This is a genomic window from Actinomadura sp. 7K507 (assembly GCF_004348425.1).
Lineage (GTDB): Bacteria > Actinomycetota > Actinomycetes > Streptosporangiales > Streptosporangiaceae > Spirillospora.
The window spans coordinates 1-24851 of the sequence record NZ_SMKK01000142.1 but is presented as its reverse complement, the minus strand read 5'-3'; the positions used below and the strand labels follow the sequence as shown (position 1 = coordinate 24851).

At 71.7% G+C, this 24851-nt stretch carries 20 protein-coding genes and 1 pseudogene; 11 read left to right on the top strand and 10 right to left on the bottom strand.

The genetic code is table 11. The features are described from left to right. A pseudogene (locus tag E1285_RS28065) lies at window positions 1-261 on the bottom strand (hypothetical protein); the annotation flags it as partial. 283 nt (window positions 262-544) lie between these two features. After that, entirely contained in the window at window positions 545-1123 is a 579-nt protein-coding gene (locus tag E1285_RS28060; protein ID WP_243723095.1) for a YbhB/YbcL family Raf kinase inhibitor-like protein, read from the bottom strand. Window positions 1124-1500: 377 nt separating this feature from the next. Here E1285_RS28060 and E1285_RS28055 point away from each other — a divergent pair, with 377 nt between their 5' ends. Then, complete coding sequence (locus tag E1285_RS28055; RefSeq protein ID WP_132157276.1) at window positions 1501-2874, top strand: NAD(P)/FAD-dependent oxidoreductase; 1374 nt, start codon at window positions 1501-1503, stop codon at window positions 2872-2874. A gap of 91 nt (window positions 2875-2965) precedes the next feature. On the opposite strand, the gene E1285_RS28050 is transcribed toward E1285_RS28055, so the two are convergent. Continuing rightward, window positions 2966-3775: an ABC transporter permease gene (locus tag E1285_RS28050; RefSeq protein ID WP_132157274.1), complete on the bottom strand. Its 810-nt coding sequence runs from the start codon at window positions 3773-3775 to the stop codon at window positions 2966-2968. Further along, complete coding sequence (locus E1285_RS28045) at window positions 3772-4773, bottom strand: ATP-binding cassette domain-containing protein (RefSeq protein WP_132157272.1); 1002 nt, start codon at window positions 4771-4773, stop codon at window positions 3772-3774. Before E1285_RS28045 ends, E1285_RS28050 begins: the two co-directional genes overlap by 4 nt. 254 nt (window positions 4774-5027) lie before the next feature. Between E1285_RS28045 and E1285_RS28040 the strand changes: the two genes are divergently transcribed. After that, the gene (locus E1285_RS28040) at window positions 5028-5588 is read left to right on the top strand and encodes a PH domain-containing protein (protein ID WP_132157270.1); all 561 of its coding nucleotides are present in this window, start codon (window positions 5028-5030) and stop codon (window positions 5586-5588) included. After that, window positions 5585-7126 (top strand): PH domain-containing protein, encoded by a 1542-nt coding sequence (locus E1285_RS28035; protein ID WP_132157268.1) that lies wholly within the window; start codon window positions 5585-5587, stop codon window positions 7124-7126. Before E1285_RS28040 ends, E1285_RS28035 begins: the two co-directional genes overlap by 4 nt. A gap of 4 nt (window positions 7127-7130) precedes the next feature. Here the strand turns inward: E1285_RS28035 and sepH are convergent, their stop codons facing one another. Continuing rightward, window positions 7131-9518: a septation protein SepH gene (sepH, locus tag E1285_RS47645; protein ID WP_243723094.1), complete on the bottom strand. Its 2388-nt coding sequence runs from the start codon at window positions 9516-9518 to the stop codon at window positions 7131-7133. Between the two features lie 440 nt (window positions 9519-9958). Here sepH and E1285_RS28025 point away from each other — a divergent pair, with 440 nt between their 5' ends. After that, window positions 9959-10930, top strand: coding sequence for a hypothetical protein (locus E1285_RS28025; RefSeq protein ID WP_132157266.1), 972 nt, complete (start codon window positions 9959-9961; stop codon window positions 10928-10930). Between the two features lie 12 nt (window positions 10931-10942). On the opposite strand, the gene E1285_RS28020 is transcribed toward E1285_RS28025, so the two are convergent. After that, window positions 10943-12253, bottom strand: coding sequence for a D-arabinono-1,4-lactone oxidase (locus E1285_RS28020; RefSeq protein ID WP_132157264.1), 1311 nt, complete (start codon window positions 12251-12253; stop codon window positions 10943-10945). A 345-nt stretch (window positions 12254-12598) separates the two neighbouring features. Here E1285_RS28020 and E1285_RS28015 point away from each other — a divergent pair, with 345 nt between their 5' ends. The 3 genes from E1285_RS28015 (at window position 12599) to E1285_RS28005 (ending at window position 15656) form a co-directional block, all read left to right on the top strand. Beyond that, window positions 12599-13858: a lytic transglycosylase domain-containing protein gene (locus E1285_RS28015; protein ID WP_243723093.1), complete on the top strand. Its 1260-nt coding sequence runs from the start codon at window positions 12599-12601 to the stop codon at window positions 13856-13858. An 83-nt stretch (window positions 13859-13941) separates the two neighbouring features. After that, on the top strand, window positions 13942-14850 hold the full coding sequence (locus tag E1285_RS28010) for a ferrochelatase (RefSeq protein ID WP_132157262.1): 909 nt from the start codon (window positions 13942-13944) through the stop codon (window positions 14848-14850). After that, window positions 14847-15656: an inositol monophosphatase family protein gene (locus E1285_RS28005; RefSeq protein WP_132157260.1), complete on the top strand. Its 810-nt coding sequence runs from the start codon at window positions 14847-14849 to the stop codon at window positions 15654-15656. Before E1285_RS28010 ends, E1285_RS28005 begins: the two co-directional genes overlap by 4 nt. 68 nt (window positions 15657-15724) lie before the next feature. Here E1285_RS28005 and E1285_RS45785 read toward each other — a convergent pair whose 3' ends face one another. Then, window positions 15725-15901: a hypothetical protein gene (locus E1285_RS45785; RefSeq protein WP_165966792.1), complete on the bottom strand. Its 177-nt coding sequence runs from the start codon at window positions 15899-15901 to the stop codon at window positions 15725-15727. A gap of 206 nt (window positions 15902-16107) precedes the next feature. Between E1285_RS45785 and E1285_RS28000 the strand changes: the two genes are divergently transcribed. Together E1285_RS28000 and E1285_RS27995 are read left to right on the top strand one after the other, a co-directional pair. Then, window positions 16108-16761, top strand: a complete 654-nt coding sequence (locus E1285_RS28000) for a response regulator transcription factor (protein ID WP_132157258.1) — start codon at window positions 16108-16110, stop codon at window positions 16759-16761. Then, window positions 16758-18167, top strand: coding sequence for a HAMP domain-containing sensor histidine kinase (locus E1285_RS27995; protein ID WP_243723092.1), 1410 nt, complete (start codon window positions 16758-16760; stop codon window positions 18165-18167). The genes E1285_RS28000 and E1285_RS27995 overlap by 4 nt, the downstream gene beginning before the upstream one ends. Before the next feature lie 30 nt (window positions 18168-18197). Here E1285_RS27995 and E1285_RS27990 read toward each other — a convergent pair whose 3' ends face one another. Together E1285_RS27990 and E1285_RS48260 are read right to left on the bottom strand one after the other, a co-directional pair. Further along, the gene (locus E1285_RS27990; RefSeq protein ID WP_132157256.1) at window positions 18198-21017 is read right to left on the bottom strand and encodes an ABC transporter substrate-binding protein; all 2820 of its coding nucleotides are present in this window, start codon (window positions 21015-21017) and stop codon (window positions 18198-18200) included. Further along, a complete protein-coding gene (locus E1285_RS48260; protein ID WP_132157254.1) occupies window positions 21014-22705 on the bottom strand; it encodes a serine/threonine-protein kinase in 1692 nt (563 codons plus the stop codon). Before E1285_RS48260 ends, E1285_RS27990 begins: the two co-directional genes overlap by 4 nt. Window positions 22706-23212: 507 nt before the next feature. On the opposite strand from E1285_RS48260, the gene E1285_RS27980 reads away from it, so the two are divergent. Beyond that, window positions 23213-23509, top strand: a complete 297-nt coding sequence (locus E1285_RS27980; protein WP_132157252.1) for a DUF4193 domain-containing protein — start codon at window positions 23213-23215, stop codon at window positions 23507-23509. 16 nt (window positions 23510-23525) lie between these two features. Next, window positions 23526-24350: a hypothetical protein gene (locus E1285_RS27975; RefSeq protein ID WP_243723091.1), complete on the top strand. Its 825-nt coding sequence runs from the start codon at window positions 23526-23528 to the stop codon at window positions 24348-24350. A gap of 67 nt (window positions 24351-24417) precedes the next feature. Here E1285_RS27975 and E1285_RS27970 read toward each other — a convergent pair whose 3' ends face one another. Next, window positions 24418-24714 (bottom strand): DUF4235 domain-containing protein, encoded by a 297-nt coding sequence (locus tag E1285_RS27970; protein WP_132157250.1) that lies wholly within the window; start codon window positions 24712-24714, stop codon window positions 24418-24420. Between the last annotated feature and the right edge of the window lie 137 nt (window positions 24715-24851).

Below are 24851 nucleotides of genomic sequence, written 5' to 3'. Positions count from 1 at the left end.
GGGCACGCCGTGCCGGTCGTAACCGCCGTCGTAGGCACCGTCGTAGCCGTCGTTGTAGCCGTCGTTGTAGCCGTAGTCGTCGTGGCCGCCCATGTCGTCGTGCTGCGGGGCTCCACGGCGGCCGCGCGGCTGGTGCGGCTCGTCGTCCATCCAGTCGTCGTCGTCGCGTCCCGCCCTGCTGGCCCGCAGGCCAAGGGCGACGAGGACGCCCACCAGGACCACGACCACAATGAGGCCGAAGACCACGATGTAAGAAGTCATGCCACCACCCAATGCCTTGGCCCGGTGAGAGTCCCCGGCGCGGACCGCGGGTCCGTCCCGATTGTCGCAGGCGGCCGGTGCTGTTCGGGTCGCCGCCGCCACGGCCTAGTCCGATTCTGACCGACCGCTATGACCGTTGTCACACCCTTCGCGCACATTTACCCTCGCACGGCGCGTTCCGATCGGCCAATCCCACCCATCGGCACGCCCCTGTCGGCTCCAGCTCCCCCCGGTGGGGTCCGCCCTGACCCTGTGCTCCTGCGAGCCTCACGGGTCAACGCGCCTAGTTGCCGCCGAAGTTCCCGGTGATCCTTCCCCGGCCGATCGTGTGCTCCGCGATGGCGGGCAGCGAGTCCTTCAGTGCGGCGCCGTTCTCGAACGGTGCCGGATGGTCCAGCGCGTAGATGGTGAACCGGTACCGGTGCCGTTCTCCCTTGGGCGGGCACGGCGGCGCGTAGCCCGCCTTCTTGCTTGTCGTCAACCCTTCGACGGTTCTTTCCAGCTGGGCGCCCTCGACGAGCGAGTTCACCGTCCCGTCGATGCCCGCGATCACCCAGTGGACGCCGGCGCCGCCGGACCGGTCCGGGTCGTCCACGACGATCGCGAACGACCTGGTTCCGTTCGGCGTGCCCGACCACCGGAGCGGTGGGGTCTTCCCCTGCCCGCCAGGGTACGTCTTGCAGCCGTACCGCGGGGGCAACTCCTGCTCATCGCGGAAGACGGGGCTGGTCACCGTGAACCACTCCGACAGCTCGGCGCTCTGGTTCTCCGGCTCGCCGATCAGCCCGCAGCCGCCGAGGACCCCGGTGAGCGCCAGGGCGCCCGCCGCGGCCAGGATCGGACGCCGGTCTCTGCTCATCATCGATTCGCTCCCGGGCGAGATCGTAACGCCGTGCGCCGCCGGATCGCCGTCATCCCGGCCGCGCCCTCCTCGCCCGCCGGCGCCCCCTTCCTCGTTCGCCCCAACGATAGGGCTTCGAGGGGAGTGGAACGGGCCTTTCCTCCCTCCGGGTGGCGGCTCCCTCGGCGGCGGACCTGTGAGCTTGATCATGCGTGCTCTGCCCCGTTCCATCCGAATGTTTGTGAAGTAGTGGCGGGTTTCACAGCTGTATCGGCCCTCCGCTTTGCCAGGAGGGGAAGTTTTCACGTTCTTTCGTGGCTATTCATTGGTGTCAGGCACGTTCCACCGGGTAGTTTGTGAATGTCTTCACAAGCCGACCGTGACATTGGAGGGCCGCAATGGCCAGGATCGCCCAGGAGACCCCTGGCGCTCCCCACATCCTCATCGTGGGTGGCGGCTATGTGGGCATGTACACCGCCCTGCGCCTGCAGAAGAAGCTCAAGCGCGAGCTCAAGCGGGGCGAGGTCAAGGTCACCATCGTGGACCCGAACTCGTACATGACGTACCAGCCGTTCCTCCCCGAGGCCGCCGCCGGGAACATCTCGCCGCGGCACGTCGTCGTCCCGCTCCGCCGCGTCCTGTCCAGGTGCACCGTGCGCAAGGCCCGGGTCACCGAGCTGAACCACGACGAGAGCTGGGCGATCCTCCAGCCGCTGGCCGGGCCGCCGGAGCGGATCTCCTACGACTACCTGGTGATGGCCGCGGGCGCGGTGCCGCGGCTGCTGCCGATCCCCGGCCTCGCCGAGCACGGCATCAGCCTCAAGACCGTCGGTGAGGCCATCCACCTGCGCAACCACGTCCTGGAGCAGCTGGAGATCGCCGAGTCCACCGACGACGCCGAACTGCGCCGCAAGGCGCTCACGTTCGTGTTCGTCGGCGGCGGGTTCGCGGGCGTCGAGGCGGTCGCCGAACTGGAGGACATGACCCGCGACGCCACCAAGTACATGCGCAAGGTCACCCCCCAGGACCTGCGGTTCATGCTCGTCGAAGCAGCCGACCGCATCCTGCCCGAGGTCGGCCCCGACATGGGCAAGTGGACCGCCGAGCAGCTTCGCGGCCGCGGCATCGACGTCAAGATGAACACCCTCCTGCGGTCCGCCGTGGACGGCCGGATCGAACTGTCGGACGGCAGCGCCTTCCAGGCCGGGACGCTCGTCTGGAACGCCGGCGTCAAGGCGGCCCCCGTCGTCCGGCGGGGCGACCTGCCCGTGGACGAGAAGGGCCGCGTCAAGGGCACCGAGTACCTCACCATCGAGGGCCTCGTGCGGGCGTTCACCGCCGGCGACAACGCCGCCATCCCCGACCTGACCCAGGAGGGCATGTACTGCCCGCCGAACGCGCAGCACGCCGTCCGCCAGGCGAAGCTGCTCGGCGACAACATCGTCCGCTCGCTGCGCGGCAAGACCCTCAAGCCCTACGTCCACGCCAACATCGGCGCGGTCGCCGGACTCGGCCTGCACAAGGGCGTCGCCCAGACCTACGGGTTCAAGCTCAAGGGCTGGCCCGCGTGGTTCATGCACCGCAGCTACCACGGCGCGAAGGTCCCGACCTTCAACCGCAAGCTGCGCGTCGTGGCGGACTGGACGCTCGCGCTGTTCCTCAAGCGCGAGACCGTCTCCCTCGCCACCGTCGAGCAGCCGCGCGCCGACTTCGAACTGGCCGCCATGGACGACGTCCGCGCCAAGGTCAAGGAAGCCGAACCCGCGGCCTGACCACGGCGGCCCGGCCGTGCCGGACATGCCGGACATGCGGCGGCCCCGGCCGTCCCCGAGGGGGGACGACCGGGGCCGCCGGTTCCGTGGATCAGGCGCGCTTCTTGAAGGCGTGCATGGAGAGCGGGGCGAAGACGAGGGTGAAGCCGACCCCCCACGCCAGCGCGATCAGGGCGTGGCTGAGGACGGGACCGCCGACCAGCAGGCCTCGCATCGCCTCCACCAGCTGCGTCACGGGACTGTTGTCCATGACCCACGCGAGCCCGGAGGGGATGCCCTCGGTGCTGGGGATGAACGCGGTGCTCATGAAGCTCAGCGGGAAGATCACCACGAAGCCGAAGATCTGCACCTTCTCCGGTTCGCTGACCTTCAGCCCGATGTAGACCGACGTCCAGGAGAACAGGACCGCGAAGGCCAGCAGGAGGACGAACGCGGTGAACAGCGCCAGGAGGTTCGTCTCGAGCCGGAACCCGATGATGAAGCCGACCGCCAGGAGGATGATCATCGACCACCCCTGCTTGGCGGTGTCGGCGATGATCCGCCCGGCGAGCGGGGCGCTGCGCGCGATCGGCAGGCTCCGGAACCGGTCGAAGACGCCCTTGGTGATGTCGGTGTTGAGCCCGACTCCGGTGCTCATCCCCGCGAACAACGCGTTCTGCGCGATGATGCCGGGAATGATGACCGGCAGGTAGGCCTCGACGCTGCCCGCCATCGCCGGCCCGAACACGTACGCGAACAGCAGCACGAACATGATGGGCTGGATGGACAGGTCCAGCAGCTCCATCGGGTTGTGCTTGATCTGGACCAGGTTCCGCCAGGCCAGAGTGGCGGTGTTGCGCATGGCGGTACCGGGCGCGACCCGCTTGGACAGGTCCTGCGGCGCGAACGTCGCGGCGGTCATGCGGACGCCCCTTCCTTGTCCGTCGCCTGGGCGAGCTCGTCGGCCTCGGCGTCGATGTCGTCGATGTCGTCGGTGTGGTGGCCGGTGAGGGCGAAGAACACCTCGTCCAGGCTCGACTTGCGCAGCGACAGCTCGCCGACGTTGACGCCGGCCTCGTCGAGGCGGCGAACCACGGCGGGCATCAGCTGCGGGTCGGTGATCGGCGTGGTGACCAGTTCGCTGTGGAGCTCCGGGACGCTGTCGGTCAGCTCCCCGACGATCTTCGCCACGGTGCCGGCGTCCGCCGGGTCGACCGGCCGCACCTCCAGCACCTGACCGCCGACCTGCGCCTTGAGCACGTCGGACGTGCCGTGCGCGATGATCTGCCCGCGGTCGATGACGACGATGTCGTCGGCGAGCTGGTCGGCCTCCTCCAGGTACTGCGTGGTGAGCAGCACGGTGACGCCGTCGTCGGTAAGGCCGCGCACGATGTCCCACAGGCCGTTGCGGCTGCGCGGGTCGAGGCCCGTGGTCGGCTCGTCCAGGAACAGGATCTGCGGCCGCCCCACCAGGCTCGCGGCCAGGTCGAGGCGGCGGCGCATCCCGCCCGAGTACGTCTTGGCGGCACGCTCGGCGGCGTCGGTCAGCTGGAACCTCTCGAGCAGCTCGGCGGCCCGCGTCCTGGACGCGCGCCGGGAAAGCCCCAGCAGCCGGCCGATCAAGATGAGGTTCTCGGTGCCGGTGAGCATCTCGTCCACCCCGGCGTACTGACCGGTGAGGCCGATCAGCTGCCGCACCTTGTGCGCTTCCTTGACCACGTCGAACCCCGCGACCTGGGCGTTTCCGCCGGTCGGCTGGGTCAGCGTGGCGAGGATCCGGGTCATGGTGGTCTTGCCGGCGCCGTTCGGCCCCAGCACCCCCAGGACCGTTCCGGGCTGGGCGGTGATCGAGACGCCCGCCAGCGCCTGGGTGTCACCGAACCGCTTCTCCAGACCGTCGGCCTGGATGGCGTACGTCATGTGAGCTCCTAGGGACTTGTTCGCCGGACGTCTTGGCCTCCGCAAACGGGAAGCCGCCAAGTTATGTGGTGTCCGGGGTGATTCGCATCCAGTTTTTACGCCGCCCGACCGAGACTCTGCTGGTGGCGCGGGGGACCCCAACATCGCATCCGCCACTGACAGAACGCCGACGCGCGCGAGATTGTGCCCGGAATCCGGCGGTTCGCCTTCGACGAAACAACGGGAGGGGGCCTCCGGCGTTCTAAACTCGCGGTGTGACGTCGGTGCGGCGCAGTCACCAGAAGGACGGCGGGGGCCCGCACCCGCCGCGGCTGCGGCCGCCCGAACACCGGGTGTCGGCCCGCGCGATCGCGCACTGGGCGATCGAGTACCTGCTGCTCTGGGGCCTCGCGTTCGGTCTGTCCCTGGGGGTGGCGGCCTGGCTCGGCGACTCCGGCTGGGACGGCATACCCGGATGGATGTCGGGCCGGATCGGCTGGCTGCCCTACCTCGTCGGCGCCGCCGGCCTGCTGATGGTGACCGTCGCGCCCGTCTGGCGCTACCGCGTCCACCGCTGGGAGGTCAGCGCCGACGTCGTCTACACCCGGACGGGCTGGTTCAGCCGCGAATGGCTGCTGGTGCCCGTCGGGCGCATCCAGACCGTCGACACCCAGCAGGGCTGGATCGAGCGGATGCTGGGCCTGGCCACCATCGAGGTCAACACGGCCTCCCACACCGGGTCCTCCGAGGTCTCCGGACTCCCCGTCGACATCGCGACACGCCTGGCCGAGGATCTCGCGCACCGGGCCCACGACCTCCGCGACGACGCGACGTGAACACACGTGACGGCGAACTCGGTCCCGATCCCGCCACGCGCCCGGCCGCCGGCCCCTCGTCCAGCGGCACACCCGACGACGGCGGTGAGGAACCGGCGCCGAACGGGACGCGCCCACCCGGCGAGGCCCCCCGCGTTCAGCGGCTGCACCCGCTCACCTTCGTCGTCGGCGCCGTCCGGGAACTCATCGCCCTGATCGCCGCCGGCGCGACCGGGCTCCTGGTCGGCGGACTGTCCACGGCGTTCTACTTCACGTTCGCCGGACTGGCGTTCGGGCTGCTCTTCCACGTCATCAGCTGGCTGACGTTCACCTATGCGCTGCACGACGACCGCATCGAGCTCCGGCGGGCGCTCATAGGACGGTCGGTCAAGAGCATCCCGCGCGACCGGATCCGGGGTGTGGACATCAGCGCGTCCCTCCCGCACCGGCTCCTCGGCCTGGCGGTCGTCCACATCGACGCGGGCGCGGACGGCGGCGAAGGCGCGCTGAACGCGGTCTCCCGGCACGAGGCCGAACGGCTCCGCGGCGTCCTCCTCGCCCGGGACGCGCCCGTCCCGCCGCGCCGCGTCCTCGCCCGGATGCGGCGCCGCTGGTACGTGTACGCCCCCCTCAGCGGCGCCTACCTGCTCACGCCCTTCGCGCTGGCCGGCAGCCTCCTCGGCACGCTCTACAACCTCGGCGACGACCTCGGCTTCATCACCCAGGAAAGGGTGGAGAGCCTCGGCCACGACGTGGTCGGCCTGTCCACCGCCCTCGTCGTCGCGCTGGCCATCCTCGGCCTCGTCGCCATGCCCGTCATGTCGGTGATCGCCTTCACGCTGTTCAACTGGGACTTCACCGTCCACCAGCGGGACGGCTCCCTCGTCGTCGAACGCGGCCTGATCACCCGCCGCAGCGTCTCCCTCGAACGCCGCCGGCTCCGCGGCGTCGAACTCGCCGACAACCCCTTCGAACGGATCTCCGGAGTGGCGCGCCTCGGCGCGCTCATCACCGGCCTCGGGGACGCCGCCCACCGCGGCCGCCTGCTGCCCGCCGCCCCCCGCACGGTCGCCGAATCCCTCGCCGCCCGCGTCGTCGGCAACGTCCCCGGCCCACTGATCGCGCATCCGCCCGCCGCCCGGAGCCGCCGCCTGACCCGCGCGGTGGCGCCCCCGGCCGCTTTCGCCGTCCTGGCCGTCCTGGCGGGTCAGCCCCCGGCCGCCTACGTGTTCGGCGCCCTCGCCGTCCTGGCCGTCCCCCTCGGGCTCGACCGCTACCGCCAGCTCGGTCACGTCACCGACGGCGAACGGCTCAGCGTCCGCTCGGGCTCGCTGCGCCGCCGCCAGGTGGTCGTCGAGCACTCCGCCATCGTCGGCTGGCGCGTCCGCCGGACGCTCTTCCAGCGCAGGCTCGGCCTCGCCACCCTCGTCGCGGCGGTCGGCGCGGGCGACGGCGGCTACTCGGCGATGGACATGGCCGAAGAGGACGCGGTCGCCCTGGCCGCCGGCATAACGCCCGCCTGGCTGACGCCGTTCCTGGAGGCCCCGCCCGGCGAGTGACGCCCTATTCGGGGCGGCGCGCACCGAACATGATCTCGTCCCAGGACGGCACGGAGGCGCGCTTGCCCTTGGGCTTGCGCCGCCGCGCGGGCCGCTGCGCCGCCGCCGGCTCAGCGTTCGCGGCAGCGGCGGCGGCAGGAGGCGGCGAGCCGGCGGCCGGCTTGTCCTGCCCTGCCGCCGGCATCGTGGGGCGAGCGGCCGGCTTCTTCTTCGCGGGCGTCCGCGAAGGCTGCCGCTGCGCCGGGCGCTGCGCCGCCGGCTTCTTCTCCCGCGCGAGCCGCTCGTCCTCGGCGGGCTCCGCCTCAGAGGCATCCTCCCGCCGCGGTGAACCCGCCTCGGGCTCCTCGGCGTCCTCGCCTACGGGTGACTCCTCCGCGGCACGAGCCCTCTCCTCTTCCTCCCGGTCCTCGATCTCGCGCAACCGGGCAGCCCGCCGTGCAGGCGTGTCGGCGAACCGCGCAGCCTCGCGCTCACCATCCGAGCCGGCCTCACGCCCCCGGCCGGCGTCGCCGGACTGCGCCGCCTCCGGCTCCGCGACGGTCTCGTCCTGACGCGTCACCTCGTGCACGTGAGCCGCTTCGCGGTCCTCGGACGTGTCGCCGACCTGGACCGGCTCCTGCGCGTCTGCCATGCCGTTCGATCCGGCGGCCTGCTCGGGAGCTTCGTCGCGCCGTTCCGTTTCGGGCTCGCCGACCGTGCCGAGCGTCTCGCGTCCATCACGCGAACGAGCCGCCTCGCGGTCCCGGGACACTTCCCGCTCGTCGGTTTCGCCTGCCTCGCCTAGCCGCTCCCGGCCGTCGCGAGAACCTGTCGTCTCGCCGCCCTCGGACGCCTCGCCGGCCTGAGCGACCTCCTGCGCGCCTGTCGTTTCACCGGACCGATCGGCTTCACGCTCGTGGACCGAGTCCCCGGCCTCGCGTTCTTCTCGCCCGGCACCCGTTTCCCGCACCTGACCGGCGTCACGCTCGTGGACCCTGTCGCCGGGCCGACGTTCCTCTCGTCCGAGACCGGCTTCGCGCGCCTGGGCGGTCTCGCGGGCCTGGCGTTCTTCCCGTCCGGCGTCGGTTTCGCGCGTCTGGGCGGTTTGGCGTTCGTGAGTGGTGTCGCGGGCCTGGCGTTCATCTCGCCCGGCGTCGGTTTCGCGCGTCTGGGCGGTCTCGCGTTCGTGAGTGGTGTCGCGGGGTTGGCGTTCTTCCCGTCCGGCGTCGGTTTCGCGTGCTTGGGCGGTCTCGCGCTCGCGGGTCGTGTCGCCGGGCCGGTGTTCCTCTCGTCCGGGGCCGGTTTCGCGCAGTTGGACGTTCTCGCGTTCGTGCGCCGAGTCGCGGCTCCGGTCTTCTTCCCGACCGGAGCCCGTGTCGCGGGGCTGGACGGTTTCGTGGTCTCGGGAGTCGCGCGCTTCTCGTTCGGCGACGGCTTCGCGGAGTTGGGCGGGCCGGCGTCCGGGGGGCCGGCCGGTCGCGTGCTCGTCTGGCTCTTGATCCTGGAACGCGCGGGGGCGCGGCGCTTCCTGCGCGGTGCCTGTGTCGCGGGGGAGTGCGGACTCCCCTCCGCGGCTTTCGGTGAGCTGGGCCGACTGGCGTTCGCCTGCCGTGCGGAGTGGTTCCAGGTCCTCGTCCGGACGGGGTGCCTGCGGGCGGGACGCCTCGCGCAGGGGGGTGGCCTCGGCCGCTTCGCGGAAGGCGGGACGGGCGTCGGCGGCGTACTCGCGGGGGGCGGCGGGCAGGCCCGCGGCCGGGTCACGGTCGCTGGAGACGACCTTCATGGCGGGACGGCGCGGGACGAGCGGCGTGACCGTGTCGGAGAGCGCGTCGTCGTCCCATTCGACGGCGGTGAGGCGGGCGGCGATCTCGTCCAGCGGGGAGACGTACCGGCGGCGCGGGTCGAAGGTCCACTCGGCGGCGTGCGGGCGGCCGTTGTCGAAGAAGGACAGCCGGAGGCGCCAGGTGTTGTCCTCGCACTTCCACGCGTCCCATTCGACCTCGTCGAGGTCGACGCCGCCGCGGCCGAGGCGTTCCTCCACGGTCTCGCCGAGGGGCGGGCCGGGGCTGGACTCGCCGGGGCGCCGGACGGCGACCCGCTGCGCCTGCTGGGCCATGTACTCGCGTTCCTGCAGGACCGGGCCCTCGAACCAGCGGACGCGTTCGACCGGTATCCCCGCCGATTCGGCGATCTCCTCGGCGGTCTCGCCGGAGCGGATGCGGGCCTGGATCTCCTTGGGGCGCAAGGGACTCTCCACTTCGATCTCGAACTGGCCGAGGCGGGAGAAGTGTCCACGGACCGCCGCGCGGAGCCGGTCGTCGACGGGCAGGGTGAACCGGGTGCCTCGGCCCGCGGTGGCCAGGACGAGGTACGTACCGTCCTCGCTGACCGCGACGAGGCGCAGCTCCTGCATGCGTGTCCTTCCTGCCCTGTCTTGATGGCACGGAGGACGCCGGACCGCGCGACCGTGCTCTCACCGGTCGGCCGTCCGATGCCCACCGAGGGCGCATGCGTGCCCTTCCCCCGGGTTCCCGAGTCTCTCTTTCGGACACACCTGCTGCCAGCACCGTACCCGGCATGTCCGAACATCGCCGCTCTCGAAGCCCTCTTCAGGAGGTCGAAGAGGGCACCTGACCAAGCTTGCCGGTGACTCGCCCGGCCCGGGGTCGCCCTGCCTGATCCTTGTGCATCTTTTTCCACACTGTGCCTGAGGGGCTCTTGCCGCTCCACCGATTTGACGTTGTGAGCGTCACGTCCGAGGCAGGAACACCCGATTGGCCCGGTTAGTTTCTTTTCGGGGATCAACGGCGATGGACAGGGGTGAGGCGGGTCATGCCGCGCAAGCTGCCGAACGTGAGCACGACGCAGCTCATCGCGAGCGCGGCGGCGACGGCGGCCGCGGCCTTCGGGGCGTCCTACCTCGGGGTCTACGGGACGATCATCGGCGCCGCGCTGATGAGCGTCATCTCGACGGCCGGCGCGGCGGTCGGGCAGCACTACCTCGACCAGGGCCGCAGCCAGCTGAAGGAACTGACGCACATGCAGGCGGCGGTGCGGCGGCGGGAAGCCGCGGACGGCGCCGCGGAGGAGGCGACGAGCGCCGACCCGACCCGCACCGCGGTGTGGACCGATGGCCCGAGCGCCACCCGGTTCGATCCTCCGGGCGGCGGTGACCCGAACGCGACGAGGCTCGACCTTCCGTCCGGCGACCCCAATGCGACGCGGATGGATCCCAGCGCGATGGATCCCGGCGCGACGCGCATGGACCCGGTGGAGGCGGTCGCCGGCTCGCTCGCCGAGGAGGCGGGCGAGGACGCGGTCCGGCAGGTCGCCCGGCGGTCGGCGTGGGAGAACACGGTCCAGTGGGCCAGGGTGCACTGGGTGAAGCTGGCGGCGCCGGCGGCGGTGGTGTTCGTGGTCGTGATCGGCGGGATCACGATCTATGAGGCGGTCACCGGGCAGCCCATCGGAAGCAGCAGCAGGGGCCTGACCGTCACGAACGTGCTGGGCGGCGGTGGCGGGCAGCCGGACGAGACGCCGTCGCAGAGTCCGTCCGACGCTCCGACGGAGCCGGGCGCCACCCCCGGGGGGACCCCGACGGGTGACGCGCCGACCGCGGAGCAGAGCACGCCGGAGCAGCCGGCCGATCGGCCGACCGAGCAGCCCACGCGGGCGCCCACGAGCCCTCCCACGAACCAGCCCACGACGTCGGTGCCGGATCCGAACACCCCGGCGCCGACCAGCGGGCCGCAGGAAGGCGGGCCGGGCGGCGGGCAGGAGCAGGCACCCGCCGATGGAGACGGCGGAACCGGGCCTCCGGAGTAGCCGCTTGGGGAGTCAGTCGCCGAAGACCTGTCTCGTGTAGGGGTTGGCGAAGCGGCGGTCTGGGTCGAGTTCGTCCCGCAGGGCGCGGAAGTCGCCGAACCTCGGGTAGACCTTCTCGAAGTGGGCGGCGTCTCGCGTGTGGAGCTTGCCCCAATGGGGACGGCCGTTGAGCGCGGTCAGGAGTTCCTCCACGCCGCGGAAGTACTGCTCGTGCGGGTCGCGGTTGTAGACGTGCACGGCGATGAAGGCGCTCTGCCGTCCGTGGGCCATCGACAGCCAGGCGTCCTCTTCGGGGAGGAGCCGCACTTCGATGGGGAAGCTGATGCGCCAGTCCCTCCTGGCGAACAGGGCACGGAGTTCGCGCAACGCGGGGACGAGTTCCTCGCGCGGGATCGCGTACTCCTGCTCCTTGAAGCGGACCGTGCGCGGGCTCGTGAAGACCTTGTACGAGGTGTCGCTGTATGTGCGGGCACCGAGGGCCTTGGCTGAGATGCCGTTCACGAACGGTGTTATGGCGGGCGCCCGGTGCGTGATCCTGTTGATGGCTCCGAAGACCGTGTTGGACAGGAACTTGTCGTCCAGCCAGTACTTGAACTTGGAGAGCGGCTTGGCGGGCCCCTCGGTGCGGTTGTTGCGCTTGGTCAGGCAGCCCTCGGTGTGCGGGAACCAGTAGAACTCGAAGTGCTCGTTGGCGGCGTCGAACTCGTCCACGCGCGCGATGACCTCGTCCCACTTCATCGGTTCTTCTTGCGCCCGCAGGAGGAACGACGGGACGGTTCGCCAGGTGATGGCGGTGACGATGCCGAGCGCGCCGAGGCCGGCGCGGGCCGCGGCGAACAGGTCGGGACGTTCCTCGCGCGAACAGGTGACGATGCTGCCGTCGGCGAGCACGAGTTCCAGTGCGGCGACCTGCGAGACGAGTCCGGCGGCGTCGCGTCCGGTGCCGTGTGTGGCGGTCTGCAGTGCGCCGGCGACGGTCTGCTCCTGGATGTCGCCCATGTTGGCCAGGGCGAGACCGTGTTCGTCCAGGACGCGGTTGAGTGCATGCAGGGGGAGCCCCGCTTCGACCGTGACCAGCCCGGTCGCAGTGTCGACTGAGCGGACCGAGGTGAGCGCGGTGGGACGAAGCCGGACGCCTTCGGCGACGGCCGCACCGGTGAAGGAGTGGCCTGTCCCGGTCATGCGGACCGTGAGGCCCTCGTCGGCGGCCGAACGTACCGCGGCGGCCACCTCGTCGGTCGTGCGGGGCGTCGCGACCCGGCGCGGTGCGGCCTGCTGGTTTCCCGCCCAGTTCTGCCACTTCTGGTTGGTCTCGGGGGACATGCGGCGACTCTACTCGGCAATCGATTATGAGGAAAGTTCATGTTTACCTCCCGTTCGCGATGGCGCCGCAGGGCGCGTCCCGGCGGGGCGCCTGCCGGGAAGTCCGGGCCTCGATCACGTATCGGGCGATAACGTACGATCCGGTAACCGCCGAGACGGGCGGGGGACGACGTCGTTCAGGCCATGGTCAGCCCCATGATCGCGTTACATGGGGGAAAGAAGCGCAAATCGGGTAACCGTCCGTAGCGACACTCGTTGGGAAATGTTGTGGCTCCTCCATCAGCACCGCGCGACGGCTCCATAGCGAACGCGGCCGCCAAGAAGGCGCCCTCGAAGGACGTGGCCGTGGACGATGACGCGATCGCGGACGACGATGCCGCGGCACCCGCTTTCCGCCGTCCGGCCAGGCCGAAGCCGGAGAAGAAGCGGCGGCCCCCGCAGAACAAGGCGCCGCAGAGCAAGTACGCGCGTCCGCGCAGGCGCGGGCCGGGGCATCCGCTCGTCATCACCGGCATCGCGATCCTCGCCGTCGCCACCGCGGCCGGCGGCGTGTACACGGCGCTGACCACGCAGGAGGTGGAACCGGCCGCGTCCGACTCGACACAGGCGGCCCCGCCGAGCGTGCCGCCGGGCGACCCGGTCAACGTGGCCCAGGGCGGCCAGGTCGCGCCGCTGCAGCGCGTGGTGCCGCCGGACGTGCTCGCGGTCGGCGGCGGATCGATCTCCGGGGCCAAGATCAAGAAGATCGCGAAGCTGGGCAAGGTCGGGGACGTGGCCGCGGTCGCGGGCGGCGCCGTCCAGCTCCAGGGCCGCCAGGTCAACGCGTTCGCCGTGGACCCGTCGTCGTTCCGCTCCTGGACGTCGCCCGGAACGGCCAAGAAGACCGAGCTGTGGGAGGCGCTGGCCGCCGACCGGTTCGTGGTGTCCCCGGCCGCCGCGGAGCAGCTCCAGCTCGCCGCGGGAACGCAGTACCCGGTGGTGGGCCGGTCGATGCCGAACCTGACGATGGGCGGCTCCGCGGCCCTCGGCCTGCCGGGGATCGACATGCTCGTCAGCGAGAAGGCCGGAGCCGACCTGGGGCTCGTCCCGAACGTGGCGGTCCTGGTCAACGCGCCCGGCGCGGACCCGGCCGCGGTCGTCAAGTCCGTCACCAAGGTCCTCGGCCCCGGCACGGACGTCCTGAACCTGCACGAGGCCAAGTACCGGGACCAGCCCGACGGGGGCCGGCCCACGAGCTACATGGACCTGTACAAGAAGGCGGCGGGCACCTGCCCCGGCCTCTCCTGGACGGTCCTCGCCGCGATCGGCCAGGTCGAGAGCAGCCACGGGCGCAACGTCGGACCGTCCAGCGCGGGCGCGCTCGGGCCGATGCAGTTCATGCCCGCGACGTGGAAGGCGTACGGCGTCGACGGCGACGGCGACGGCAAGGCCGACATCATGAACCCCTACGACGCCATCCCCGGGGCGGCCAAGTACCTGTGCGCGAACGGTGCGGGCAAGGGCGGCAAGCAGCTCTACAACGCGATCTGGCATTACAACCACGCCCACTGGTACGTCCAGAAGGTCCTCGGCCTGGCCAAGGCCTACGCGGCGCGCTACGACTAGCGTCCTCAGCGGGGGCGTGGGGCCGCCCCGCGATGACGCCGACCCGGAACGGGACGTCGGCCCCGGGCTGATTGGATGGAGGCATGACCTCGTACGACGCCTTGCTTCTGCTGTCCTTCGGCGGGCCGGAGGGGACCGAGGACGTGATCCCGTTCCTTGAGAACGTCACCCGTGGCCGCGACATCCCCCGGGAGCGCCTGGAAGAGGTGGGGGAGCACTACCACCTGTTCGGCGGGGTCAGTCCGATCAACCGGTTGTGCCGCGATCTCAAGGCCGCGATCGAGGCCGACTTCGCCGCCCATGGGGTGGACCTCCCGGTGTACTGGGGCAACCGGAACTGGACTCCCTACCTCGCCGACACCGTCCGCCAGATGAAGGCCGACGGGATCCGGCACGCGGCCGCGTTCGTCACGTCCGCCTACAGCGGCTACTCCACCAATGACCAGTACCTCAATGACATCGCGCGCGCGCGTGAAGAGGTCCCGGACGCCCCTGAGATCGACAAGCTGCCCGTCTACTGCGACCGGCCTGGGTTCATCGAGCCGTTCGTGGACGCGACGAAGGACGCGCTGAGCCGCCTCCCGGAAGGCGCCCGGCTGGTCTTCACCGCACACAGCGTGCCTCTGTCCCAGCCCAACCGGGAGCTGTACGTCGCGGAGCTGGAGGAGGCCGCACGGACGATCGCGGAGAAGGCCGCCCCTGGAACGCCGTGGGATCTGGTCTACCAGAGCCGGAGCGGCCCCCCCGGCCAACCGTGGCTGGAGCCTCAGATCACCGACCACCTGGGCGAACTCCACGGCAAGGGCGTCCGCGCCGTCGCGGTCGTCCCGATCGGCTTCGTCTCCGATCACATGGAGGTCAAGTTCGACCTGGACGTGGAGGCGGCGGACCTGGCCGCCGAACTCGGGATCGCGCTCGTGCGGGCGGGCACGCCCGGGACCGACCCGCGGTTCGCCGCGCTGCCCCGCGAGCTGCTGGGGGAGACCGGATGAGCCTGGCCGGCGATCTGCTGGAACTGGCCGTCGCGACCGCGCGCGAGGCCGGCCGGATGCTGGTCGACAAGCGCCCCGTGGACGGCCCGGACGTCGTGCAGACCAAGTCGTCCCCGACCGACGTCGTCACCCAGATGGACCGCGCCGCCGAGCAGCTGATCATCGAACGGATCCGGGCGGTCCGCCCCGACGACGCGTTCCTCGGCGAGGAGGGCGGCACCCGGCCCGGCGGCAGCGGCGTCCGCTGGGTGGTCGACCCGATCGACGGCACCGTGAACTACCTCTACGACCTGCCCGACTGGGCGGTCAGCATCGCCGCGGAGGCCGGCGGCGCGGTGGTCGCCGGTGCGGTGGAGATGCCGCGCCGCGGCGAGTCGTTCTCGGCGGTGCGAGGCGGCGGCGCCGTCCTGCACACCGCCTCCGGCGCCCGTGAACTCCGCGTGAACTCCCACGTGCCGCTCGACAGGGCGCTGGTGTCCACGGGGTTCGGCTATTCGGCGGGCCGCCGCGCCCGGCAGGCGCAGGTGCTCACCGGCGTGCTGCCGGGTGTCCGCGACATCCGCCGCGGCGGCTCGTGCTGCGTGGACCTGTGCTCGCTGGCGGCGGGACGCGTCGACGCCTACTACGAGCGCGGTGTCCAGGCGTGGGACATCGCCGCCGGGGCGCTGATCGTCCAGGAGGCGGGCGGGCGTGTCGAGGGCCTGCACGGGACGCCCGCGAGCCCTGAGCTGACCGTCGCGGCCGGGCCGGGCACGTTCGAGGCGCTGCACGATCTCCTGGCCCCGCTGGACCCGCTCGGCGACTAGACGCCGGCATGGAAAAGGGGAGCCCGGGACGGGAGTGGTCCGGGGCTCCCCGTAACGGTGGGTCGTGCTCAGTCGCAGCGGGGTGCTTCGACGCCGATGTCGTTGTTCGCTGCGATCCGGCGCAGATCGTTGATCTCCTCCTGGCGAATGTCGGCCAGGTAGGTGTCTCCATCTGCGTGGGCGCTCCGCAGCGACGCGTAAGCGTCATCGAGCCGCTGATGGATCATGCGTGAAAACTCGCCCATGGGCCTCCTCCCGGATCCTGCCCATGCCTACCCAGGCCTAGGCTGAAGGTAAACCTGTCCGCCGATGCAATTTTCGCGGATTCTTGCGTCCGCGATGTCATGGTTCGGCGGACGCCGAAGGAACGGCTGCTTACGGGGGTCTTACGGCTCCCGTGGCATACCTGGGGCGCGGGCGCCGGCCGCGCCCTGACCAGGAGGGGGACCCCGTGCGTGTTCTAGTCGTCGAGGACGAGCGTGTGCTCGCCGACGCGATCGCCACCGGCCTGCGCAGGGAGACGCTGGCGGTGGACGTGGCCTACGACGGCGCGGGGGCGCTGGAGCGGGCCGGAGTCAACGACTACGACATCATCGTCCTGGACCGCGACCTGCCCAAGGTCCACGGCGACGACGTGTGCAAGCAGCTCGTCGCGCAGCGCTACCCGGCGCGGATCATCATGCTGACCGCGGCGGGCGAGCTGGACGACCGGGTCGAGGGCCTGTCCATCGGCGCGGACGACTACCTGGCCAAGCCGTTCGCGTTCGCCGAGCTGATCGCCCGCGTGCGGGCCCTGGGCCGCCGCGCGGCCGCGCCGCTGCCGCCGGTGCTGGAGCGCGCCGGGATCACGCTCGACCCGGCCCGCCGCGAGGTCGCGCGGGACGGCCGCCCGGTCGAGCTGACCCGCAAGGAGTTCGCGGTCCTGGAGGTGCTGCTCAGCGCGGAAGGCGCGGTCGTCAGTTCCGAGCAGCTCCTGGAGAAGGCCTGGGACGAGCACATCGACCCGTTCACCAACGTCGTCCGGGTCACGATGATGACGCTGCGCAAGAAGCTCGGTGACCCACCGGTCATCGAGACCGTGCCCGGCGTGGGGTACCGGCTGTGAACCCCGGATCCGTGCCACCGGACGGCCCCGGCGAGACGCCCGCCGGCCCGAACGCGAACACCGACCCCGGCGGGCAGGGCCAGGGTCAGGGCCAGGAGCCGGGGCCTCAGGACACGCGGCCGGGAGCCGCGCCGCAGCCGCCACCGCACGAGGAGGGGCCGCAGGCGACGCAGCCGACCAGCGTCCCCGGCGGACGCCGCGGCGGCCCGTGGCGGCGGCCCGGCCCGCAGCAGGTCCCGCAGCCGTATCCGGCCCCCGCAGGGATGTGGCGCGGCGACGGCAGCGGGTCGTTCACCCAGCTGAAGGCGCTGCCCGGCCGCATGAGCGTCCGGCTGCGGCTGACCCTGCTGTACGGGCTGCTGTTCTTCATGGCCGGGGCGCTGCTGCTGTTCGTGATCTCGGTGCTGATGGCCAACATCCTCGGGAACGTCCAGGTGATCGGGTTCGGCATCTCCGAGGCCGAGGCCGCCGAACTGAAGCGCCAGTTCGTCGAGCAGACGATGAAGCAGCTGGTGGGACGGTCGCTGCTCGCGCTCGGCGGGGTGGGGATCATCACGCTGGTGCTCGGCTGGTTCGTCGCCGACCGGGCGCTCAGCCCGCTGCAGCGGGTCACGACCACGGCGCGCCGGCTGTCGGAGAGCACGCTGCACGAGCGGATCGCGCTGGAGGGCCCGGACGACGAGATCAAGGAGCTGGCCGACACCTTCGACGCGATGCTGGAGCGGCTCGGGCACGCGTTCGACTCGCAGCGGCGCTTCGTCGCCAACGCCTCCCACGAGCTGCGCACGCCCCTCGCGATCAACCGGACGCTGCTGGAGGTGGCGCTCGGCGACCCGGAGGTCTCCGACGACCTGCGCGCCGTCGGGCGGACGCTGCTGGCCACCAACGCCCGGCACGAACGGCTCATCGAGGGCCTGCTGCTGCTGGCCCGCAGCGAGCGGGAGCTGACCACCCGCACGCCGGCCGACCTGGCCGAGGTGGCGAGGACGGTGCTGGAGCATTCGGCGCGCCACGAACACGACAACGATGTGTCCGTCCATCCCGAGCTGACGTCCGGGAAGGCGCTCGGGGACCCGGTGCTGCTGGAGCATCTGGTGTCCAACCTCGTCGAGAACGCGGTCAAGCACAACGAGGAGGGCGGCGAGCTGTGGATCCGCACCGGCATGCTGGAGGGGTACGCCACCGTGCAGGTCGAGAACACCGGACCGGCCGTCCCCGCGTACGAGGTGGAGCGGCTGTTCGAGCCGTTCCGGCGGCTGAACGCCGACCGGGTCGAGTCGGCCAAGGGCGCCGGTCTCGGGCTGTCGATCGTCCGGTCGGTGGTGCTGGCGCACCGCGGCGCGGTCTACGCGGTGCCCCGGCCGGGCGGCGGCCTGATCGTCACCGTCCGGCTCCCTCCGGGCTGACGCCCGCCCGGTCTCCGAGCGCGTCCCGGCCTATTTGAGCGCGGCCGTGGCCACGGTCGGGTGACCGTCGTAGTCCATCTCCAGGCCGGTGTACTTGTCCTTCCTCACGATCGCCGTGTGCGCGTCGTTGAGGAGGGGGATGAGGGCCAGGTCGTCCAGCGCCAGCTTCTCGGCCTCCTTGAACAAGTTGGTCCGCGTGCCGGCCTGCGGGTTCCTGAGGGCGGTGGACATCAGCTCGTCGAACTGGCCGTTCTTCCACCCCGAGTAGTTGAAGTAGGAGTTGTCGGCGGTGGCGACGAGATCGCCTCCCAGGAGCGGCCACAGCATCGAGTAGGGACTGGGGTAGTCGGGGCCCCAGGTGAACAGCACCAGGCCGGAGGCGTCGTCCGAGACGACCGCCTTGCGGAAGTCGTCGAACTGGTCGGAACCGACGGGGGTCGGCTTCAACACGACCCTCAACCTGAGCGCCGTCTCCAGGTCGCGCTTCACCAACGCGGCCAGATCGGGGTAGACGGACATTTCCCGGAAGTACAGGCTGATCTCCGTGCCCGGTTTGAGACCGGCCTGCTCGGCGAGCTGCTTGGCCTTCGCGGCGTCCTGCCGGTCGCACGACGGGCAGCGGCCGGACTCGCCGAAGCCGGGGACCGAGGCCGGGACGATGCCGTGGGCGGGCTTGCCGAGGCCGCCCAGGGCCTGGACGATCTTGGAGCGGTCGAGGGCGTGGGAGACCGCCTGCCTGGCCTCCCTGGACTTCATCGGCCCCCGGGCGGTGACCGGAACGATCATCCGGGTGAACGGGCTGGGGCGCGTGACCAGGCCCTCCTGGGACGCGGGGGCCCGCCGGTCGGCCGTGAGGGCGGCCCAGTCGACTTCGCCGGCGGCGTAGGCCGCCTGTCCCGCGGCCGCGTCGTCGGTGAGGCGAAGCTCGACACCGTCGAACTTCGCCTTGCCGAACGCCCAGGTGTCGTTGCGCACGAGCGAGATGCTCGTGTCCTCCCTGTGCTCCTCCAGCTTGAACGGGCCGTTCCCGACGGGACGGGTGTTGAAGCTCTCGTTGCCGGGCTCTCCGGCCGCCTCGGGGACGGGCATGAAGGCGGGTTCGGACAGCCGGGCGGCGAAGTCGCAGTTCGGGGAGGTGAGCGCGACGGTGAGGAGGGTGCCGGACACCGCCCGGACCCCCGACATCTCCTCGGCCTTGCCGTCCGCGACCTCGGAGTGGCCTTGGATGTCGGTCATCAGGTAGGAGCCGCCGCCGGTCTCCTCCGCCGCGCTGCGGTTCCATCCGCGGGCGAACGCCTGCGCGTCGACGGGGGTGCCGTCGACGAACGTCGTCCCCTCCTTGACCTCGATCTTCCACTGCCGGCAGGTCGGGTCCGGGGTGATCCGCGTGGCGAGGCGGTTGCGCGCGCCGCCGTCGGGCCCGACTTCCGTCAGGCCGGTGAACAGCTGCTTGACCAGGAACCTCGCGGTGCCGCTGAAGGCGTGCGACGGATCGATCTCCTCGCCCGGCGTGCTGGGCGACGGGAGCGCCATCCGGAACGTGCCGCCCGTACGCCCGCCCTGGGTCGTGCCCGCGTCGCCGTCGCTCCGGCCGAGCTGGACGGCGACGGCGGTGCCGACGAGCACCAGGGCGACCAGCGCCGCGCCGCCCACACTGGCCAGGACGCCGATGCGGGGTTTCCCGGACCTGCCGGCAGGCGTGCCGGGACCGGTGCCCGGAGGCGCGAAGGACGGCCCGGACGGCCAGGTCGCAGAGCCCTGCCCGCCGGCGGGCGGGACCGTCGACGACCACGGCGGCGCGGGCGCCTGCCCGCCCGGCGGCGGGGGACCGGGAACCGGCATCCCGGGCATCGGCATCGGCTGCGGAGTCTGTGGCTGCGGTGTCTGTGGCTGCGGTGTCTGGTGGGACGGTGCCTGGGCGGGCGGCGATGGCGGCTGGGTGCGCAGCCGCGCCGACTCGGTGGCCGCCGTCGCGGCGCCCTGGGTGAGCATCAGAGCGTCCTGGCCGCCCTGCCGGGCGTCCGGGTCGGGCAGGCTCCCCGCGAGGTCCAGCAGGTGCGCCAAGACGCGCTGGGACGCCGGACGGAGCGCCGGGTCCTTGCTCAGGCAGTCCGCCACGATCTGGCGCAGCGGTTCGTGCAGCTCCCCGAGGTCCGGGGGCAGGTTCAGGATGCGGTGCATGACCGCGGGTATGGAGTCCTGCCCGAACGCCGGGCGCCCGTTGGCCGCGTAGGCCATCGTGGCGCCCCACGCGAACACGTCGGCCGCCGGCCCGACCCGGGCCCCGGATATCTGCTCGGGGGCCATGTAGGCGGGGGTGCCGACGGCCGTGCTCGACATCGTGCCCGTCGCGTCCAGCGCCCGCGCGATACCGAAGTCGATCACGCGCGGGCCGTCCGGCGGGAGGAGCACGTTGGCGGGCTTGAAGTCGCGGTGCACGACGCCCGCCTGGTGGATGGCGGCGAGCGCCGTCATCGTGCCGATCGCCAGCCGGTCCAGGTCCGTGCCGCCGCGGGCGCCGTCGGCGGACAGCACCTCCGACAGCGACGGCCCCTCGATGTACTCGCTGACGATGTACGGGCGGTCGCCCTCGACGTCGGAGTCCAGGACGCGGGCCGTGCAGAACGCCGAGACCCGCTTGGCCACCGCGACCTCCGCCGCGAACCGGGACCTGGCCTTCGGGTCGCCGCTGAACCGCGCGTGCAGCAGTTTCAGGGCGACCCGGTCGCCGGTCTCGTCCTCCGCGAGGTAGACGGTGCCCTGACCGCCCTCCCCGAGGAGGCCGGTCAGGCGGTAGGCGCCGAGTTGGGACGGATCACCCGCGCGAAGGGGGGTGACCGCCGCCGTCACTTGCTCACGGTCCCGTAGGCGCTGGCTGTCGGGTCGGACTGGCGCTGCCGCCACTCCCACCGCATGGTGTCACCGGACCCGGAGGGCGTGAACGTGATGTAGCCGGGCGCGCACTCGTTCTCGTCCATGCCCGCCATCGGTTCCTCCCGGTACTCGATCTTCTCGCTGCCCTCGTCTCCGGACAGCAGCGAAAGCCGGGTGTAGCAGTTGTCCTGCGCGCCGGACGGGTACTCGTACCGCGCCGTGCCGCTCGTGCGCAGGAGCGCGAACCGGACCTCGAACCTGGTGTGCCCCGAGCGGGCGCCGGGCTGGTTCCCGTCGCCCGCGTACACGCCGAGGAGCCCGCCACCGGTGGTGGACGTCGTCGGCCGTTCGCTCGGGGTGTAGGTGCTGGGCGGCAGGTACGGGTCGTCCGGGTCGTCCTCCCCGCTGCTGGCGACCAGGATCACCGCCACGATCGCGATGATCGTGATCAGCGCCAGCACACCGCAGCCGATGGCGATGATCGGCCCGGCGTTGCTGGACCGCTTCGGCGCCCCGTAGTGCGGCCCCTGCGGACCGGGCGGGCCGGGCGGCCGCGGCGGTCCCGGGGCGTGCTGCTGCATCCCCATCTGCTGCGGAGGCGGCGTCGCCGGCCCCGGCGCGCCCTGGTACATGGGCATCGGCGGCGGCGTGATCGGCTGCGGAGGCGGCGTCGTCGGGCCCTGCGGCGGGCCCTGGTGCATCGGCATCGGCGGCGGGGTGATCTGCTGCTGCGGCCGCGCCTGCGGCGCCGGCGGCACCGGAGGGGGCGGCGGAAGCTGCGAGGCGATCCGGGTGCCCTGGTTGAGCAGGTCCGCCCCGCCGCCCTGGCCCGCCGGGGCGGCGCCGGCATGGCCCAGCAGGTTCAGCAGGAGCTGCGCCGCCGGGGGCCGCAGGCCGGCGTCCTTGGACAGGCACTGCCCGATCAGGTCGCGCAGCGGGCCCGGGGGCAGCGCCGACAGGTCCGGCTCCTCGTTGAGGATCCGGTTGATGATGACCGGCAGCGTGTCGGCCTCGAACGGCGACTGCCCGGTGGCCGCGAACACCATGGTCGCGGCCCAGGCGAAGATGTCCACGGCCGGGGTGAGCGGCGCGCCCGTGAGCTGCTCGGGCGCCAGGTAGCCGGGGGTGCCGACCACCATTCCGGTGGCGGTCACCGCGCTCTCCTGCGAGTTGACCGTCCGCGCGATGCCGAAGTCGACGACGCGCGGGCCGTCCGAGGCCAGCATGACGTTGTTCGGCTTGAAGTCGCGGTGCACGATCCCGGCCTCGTGGATGGCCGCGAGCGCGGTCACCGTGCCGATCGCGAGCCGCTCCAGCTCGGCGGCCCCGCGCGGCCCGTCGTGCGCGACGACGTCGTGCAGCGACGGCCCGTCGATGAACTCGCTGACGACGTACGGCTGGTCGCCGTGGACGTCGGCCTCCAGGACCCGGGAGGTGCAGAAGGGCTCGACCTTCTGCGCCGCCGCGACCTCGCGGGTGAACCGGGCACGCGCCGCCGGATCGTTGGCCATCTGCGCGTGCAGCAGCTTGACCGCGACGTACTCTCCTCCCGGCGCCTTGCCGAGAAAGACGGCGCCCTGACCCCCGGCGCCCAGCTTTCCGACGATCTCGTACTGTCCCAGTGCCCTAGGATCGCCCGGCTCCAGCGGAGCGGCATCCGGCATCTGACCCTCCAGTGACCCGCAGTGATGTCCCGCGATATTGTGCGCCGAACCCCGCTGTGAGGCCATCCGCCGGCGAACGCCGGGCTGACCCCGCAGGGGGTCTGCCCCCATCCTCAGGCGGGCACGATATCGCGTTAGTTCAGACGTTTCACCGAAGCGTCTGGTTCAGCCGTCGCCCGGTCGGATGAGACGGTCCCGACGCGCCGGGCCGGTCGGCGCGCGCAACGCCCCCGGGACCGATATGATCCCCGCCGCCGCGGGATCCCCGGCGGGTGGTTCCGGCACCGGATCCGCCGGGGGACAGCTGTCAGGTATGTGACGGAAGACACATTCGCGAGGAAGAGATCCGGGTGACGGCTGTCACTCGTGGGAACGGTCGCGCCTCGTGTGTCGCAGGTCACCAACCGTGACAGAATTTCCCGCCCGGATCGGGCACAAGAACGGTCCCCCGAGCGTTAGATCCGCGCGACGGGGCGCATAAAGCACTGAGGGGGATGGAGATAGAAGATGGCGACCGATTACGACAGCCCACGAAAGACAGACGACGAACTCAGCGAGGACAGCCTCCAGGAGCTCCAGGCCCGGCGCGCCGACAAGGCCGCCAGCATCATCGATGAGGACCTGGACGCCGGGGAGGTCGCCGAGCTGCCCGGCGCCGACCTGTCGAACGAGGAGCTCACCTTCCGGGTGGTTCCGCGGCAGGCCGACGAGTTCACCTGCACGCGCTGCTTCCTGGTGCACCACCGCAGCCAGCTGGCCAACGAGAAGAACGGCCAGCCGGTCTGCCGCGAGTGCGCCGCCTGACCGGGAGTGGCCTCGGGTGACGGGTGAGATCGAGAGACGTCATGACGACGTGGAGCCGGCGCGCGGCGACGGCTCCACCGAGCTCGGTGAGCTCATCGGCCGGCTCACCGCCGACGAGGACATGGACCGCGAGACCCGCGGCCGCCTGCTGGGCCGACTGGCCAGGCTGCTCGGCCAGAACGCCCGCAAGGTGGGCGCCGCGGGTGCCGCGCGCGGCCGATGGCTCGGCGACGTGCTCGTCGAGGCCGCACCCCACATTCCGATCCGCGACCTTGAGACGCTGCAGGCCCACCACCCCGGCCTGATGGGCGAGGAACTCGCCGACAAGCTCGTCAAGGTGGCCGGAAACGGCACCACCGCCGTCGGCGCGGCCGGCGGAGCGCTGGCCGCCGTGCAGTTCACCGCCCCGCCGCTGCTGCTGACCGCCCCCGCCCAGCTCGCGGCCGAAACCCTGGTGATCGCGGCCATCGAGGTCAAGATGATCGCCGAACTGCACGAGGTCTACGGCATCCGCGTCCAGGGCACCGGCACCGTCCGCGGCGCCGCGTTCGTCACGTCCTGGGCACGGCAGCGCGGCATCAACCCCCTGGAGACCGGCTCGCTCACCAGCGCCCTGGGAACGGCCGCGAAGTCCGCCCTGCGCAAGCGCATGCTGCGCACCTTCGGCCGCAGCATGGGCACCATGGGCCCCTTCCTCACCGGCGCCGCCGCGGGCGCGGCCCTCAACCGCTCCGCGACCAAGGCCCTGGCGCTGAAGGTCCGCAACGATCTGCGCGAGTCCGCCGGGTACACGCCCCCGCTCCCGCGCGATCACTCCCGTCGACTGAAATCCGCGGACTAGGGGCACGGAACAGGGTCGGTGCGGGCGACGCCCCCGGTCGCCCGCACCGAAGCCCGGAACCCCTGCGCTAGCCGTCGTTCTTGAGGCTCTTGAGGTGGGCGGGCAGCTCGCCGGTGCCCTTGGTCCACTGGTGCGCGACGGCGCGGGTGGCCAGCAGGCGCGAGATCTCCATGCCGACGCCCATCACCACGGCCCAGCCGAGCGCCTCCAGGATGTCCACGTCGGGGGACTCGGGGTTGGTCGGCGGCTCCTTGCCGGTGGTCTTCTTCCAGGCCAGCGTGATCACTTTCTTCGCGACGAAGCCGCCCGCGAAGGCCGCGCCACCGGCCATCACCTTCCAGCCGATGTCGCCCTTATCCGCCATGATCGTCCTCCACTCGTTCAGTAGTTCCGACGCTACCGGAACCGCCCGCCCCGGGCGGTGGAGGCGATCGCCGCGTCGGCGCCGTCAATTCGCATGCGGCAGGGGCCGATGTCAATACCATTGGCTCATGACAGAGC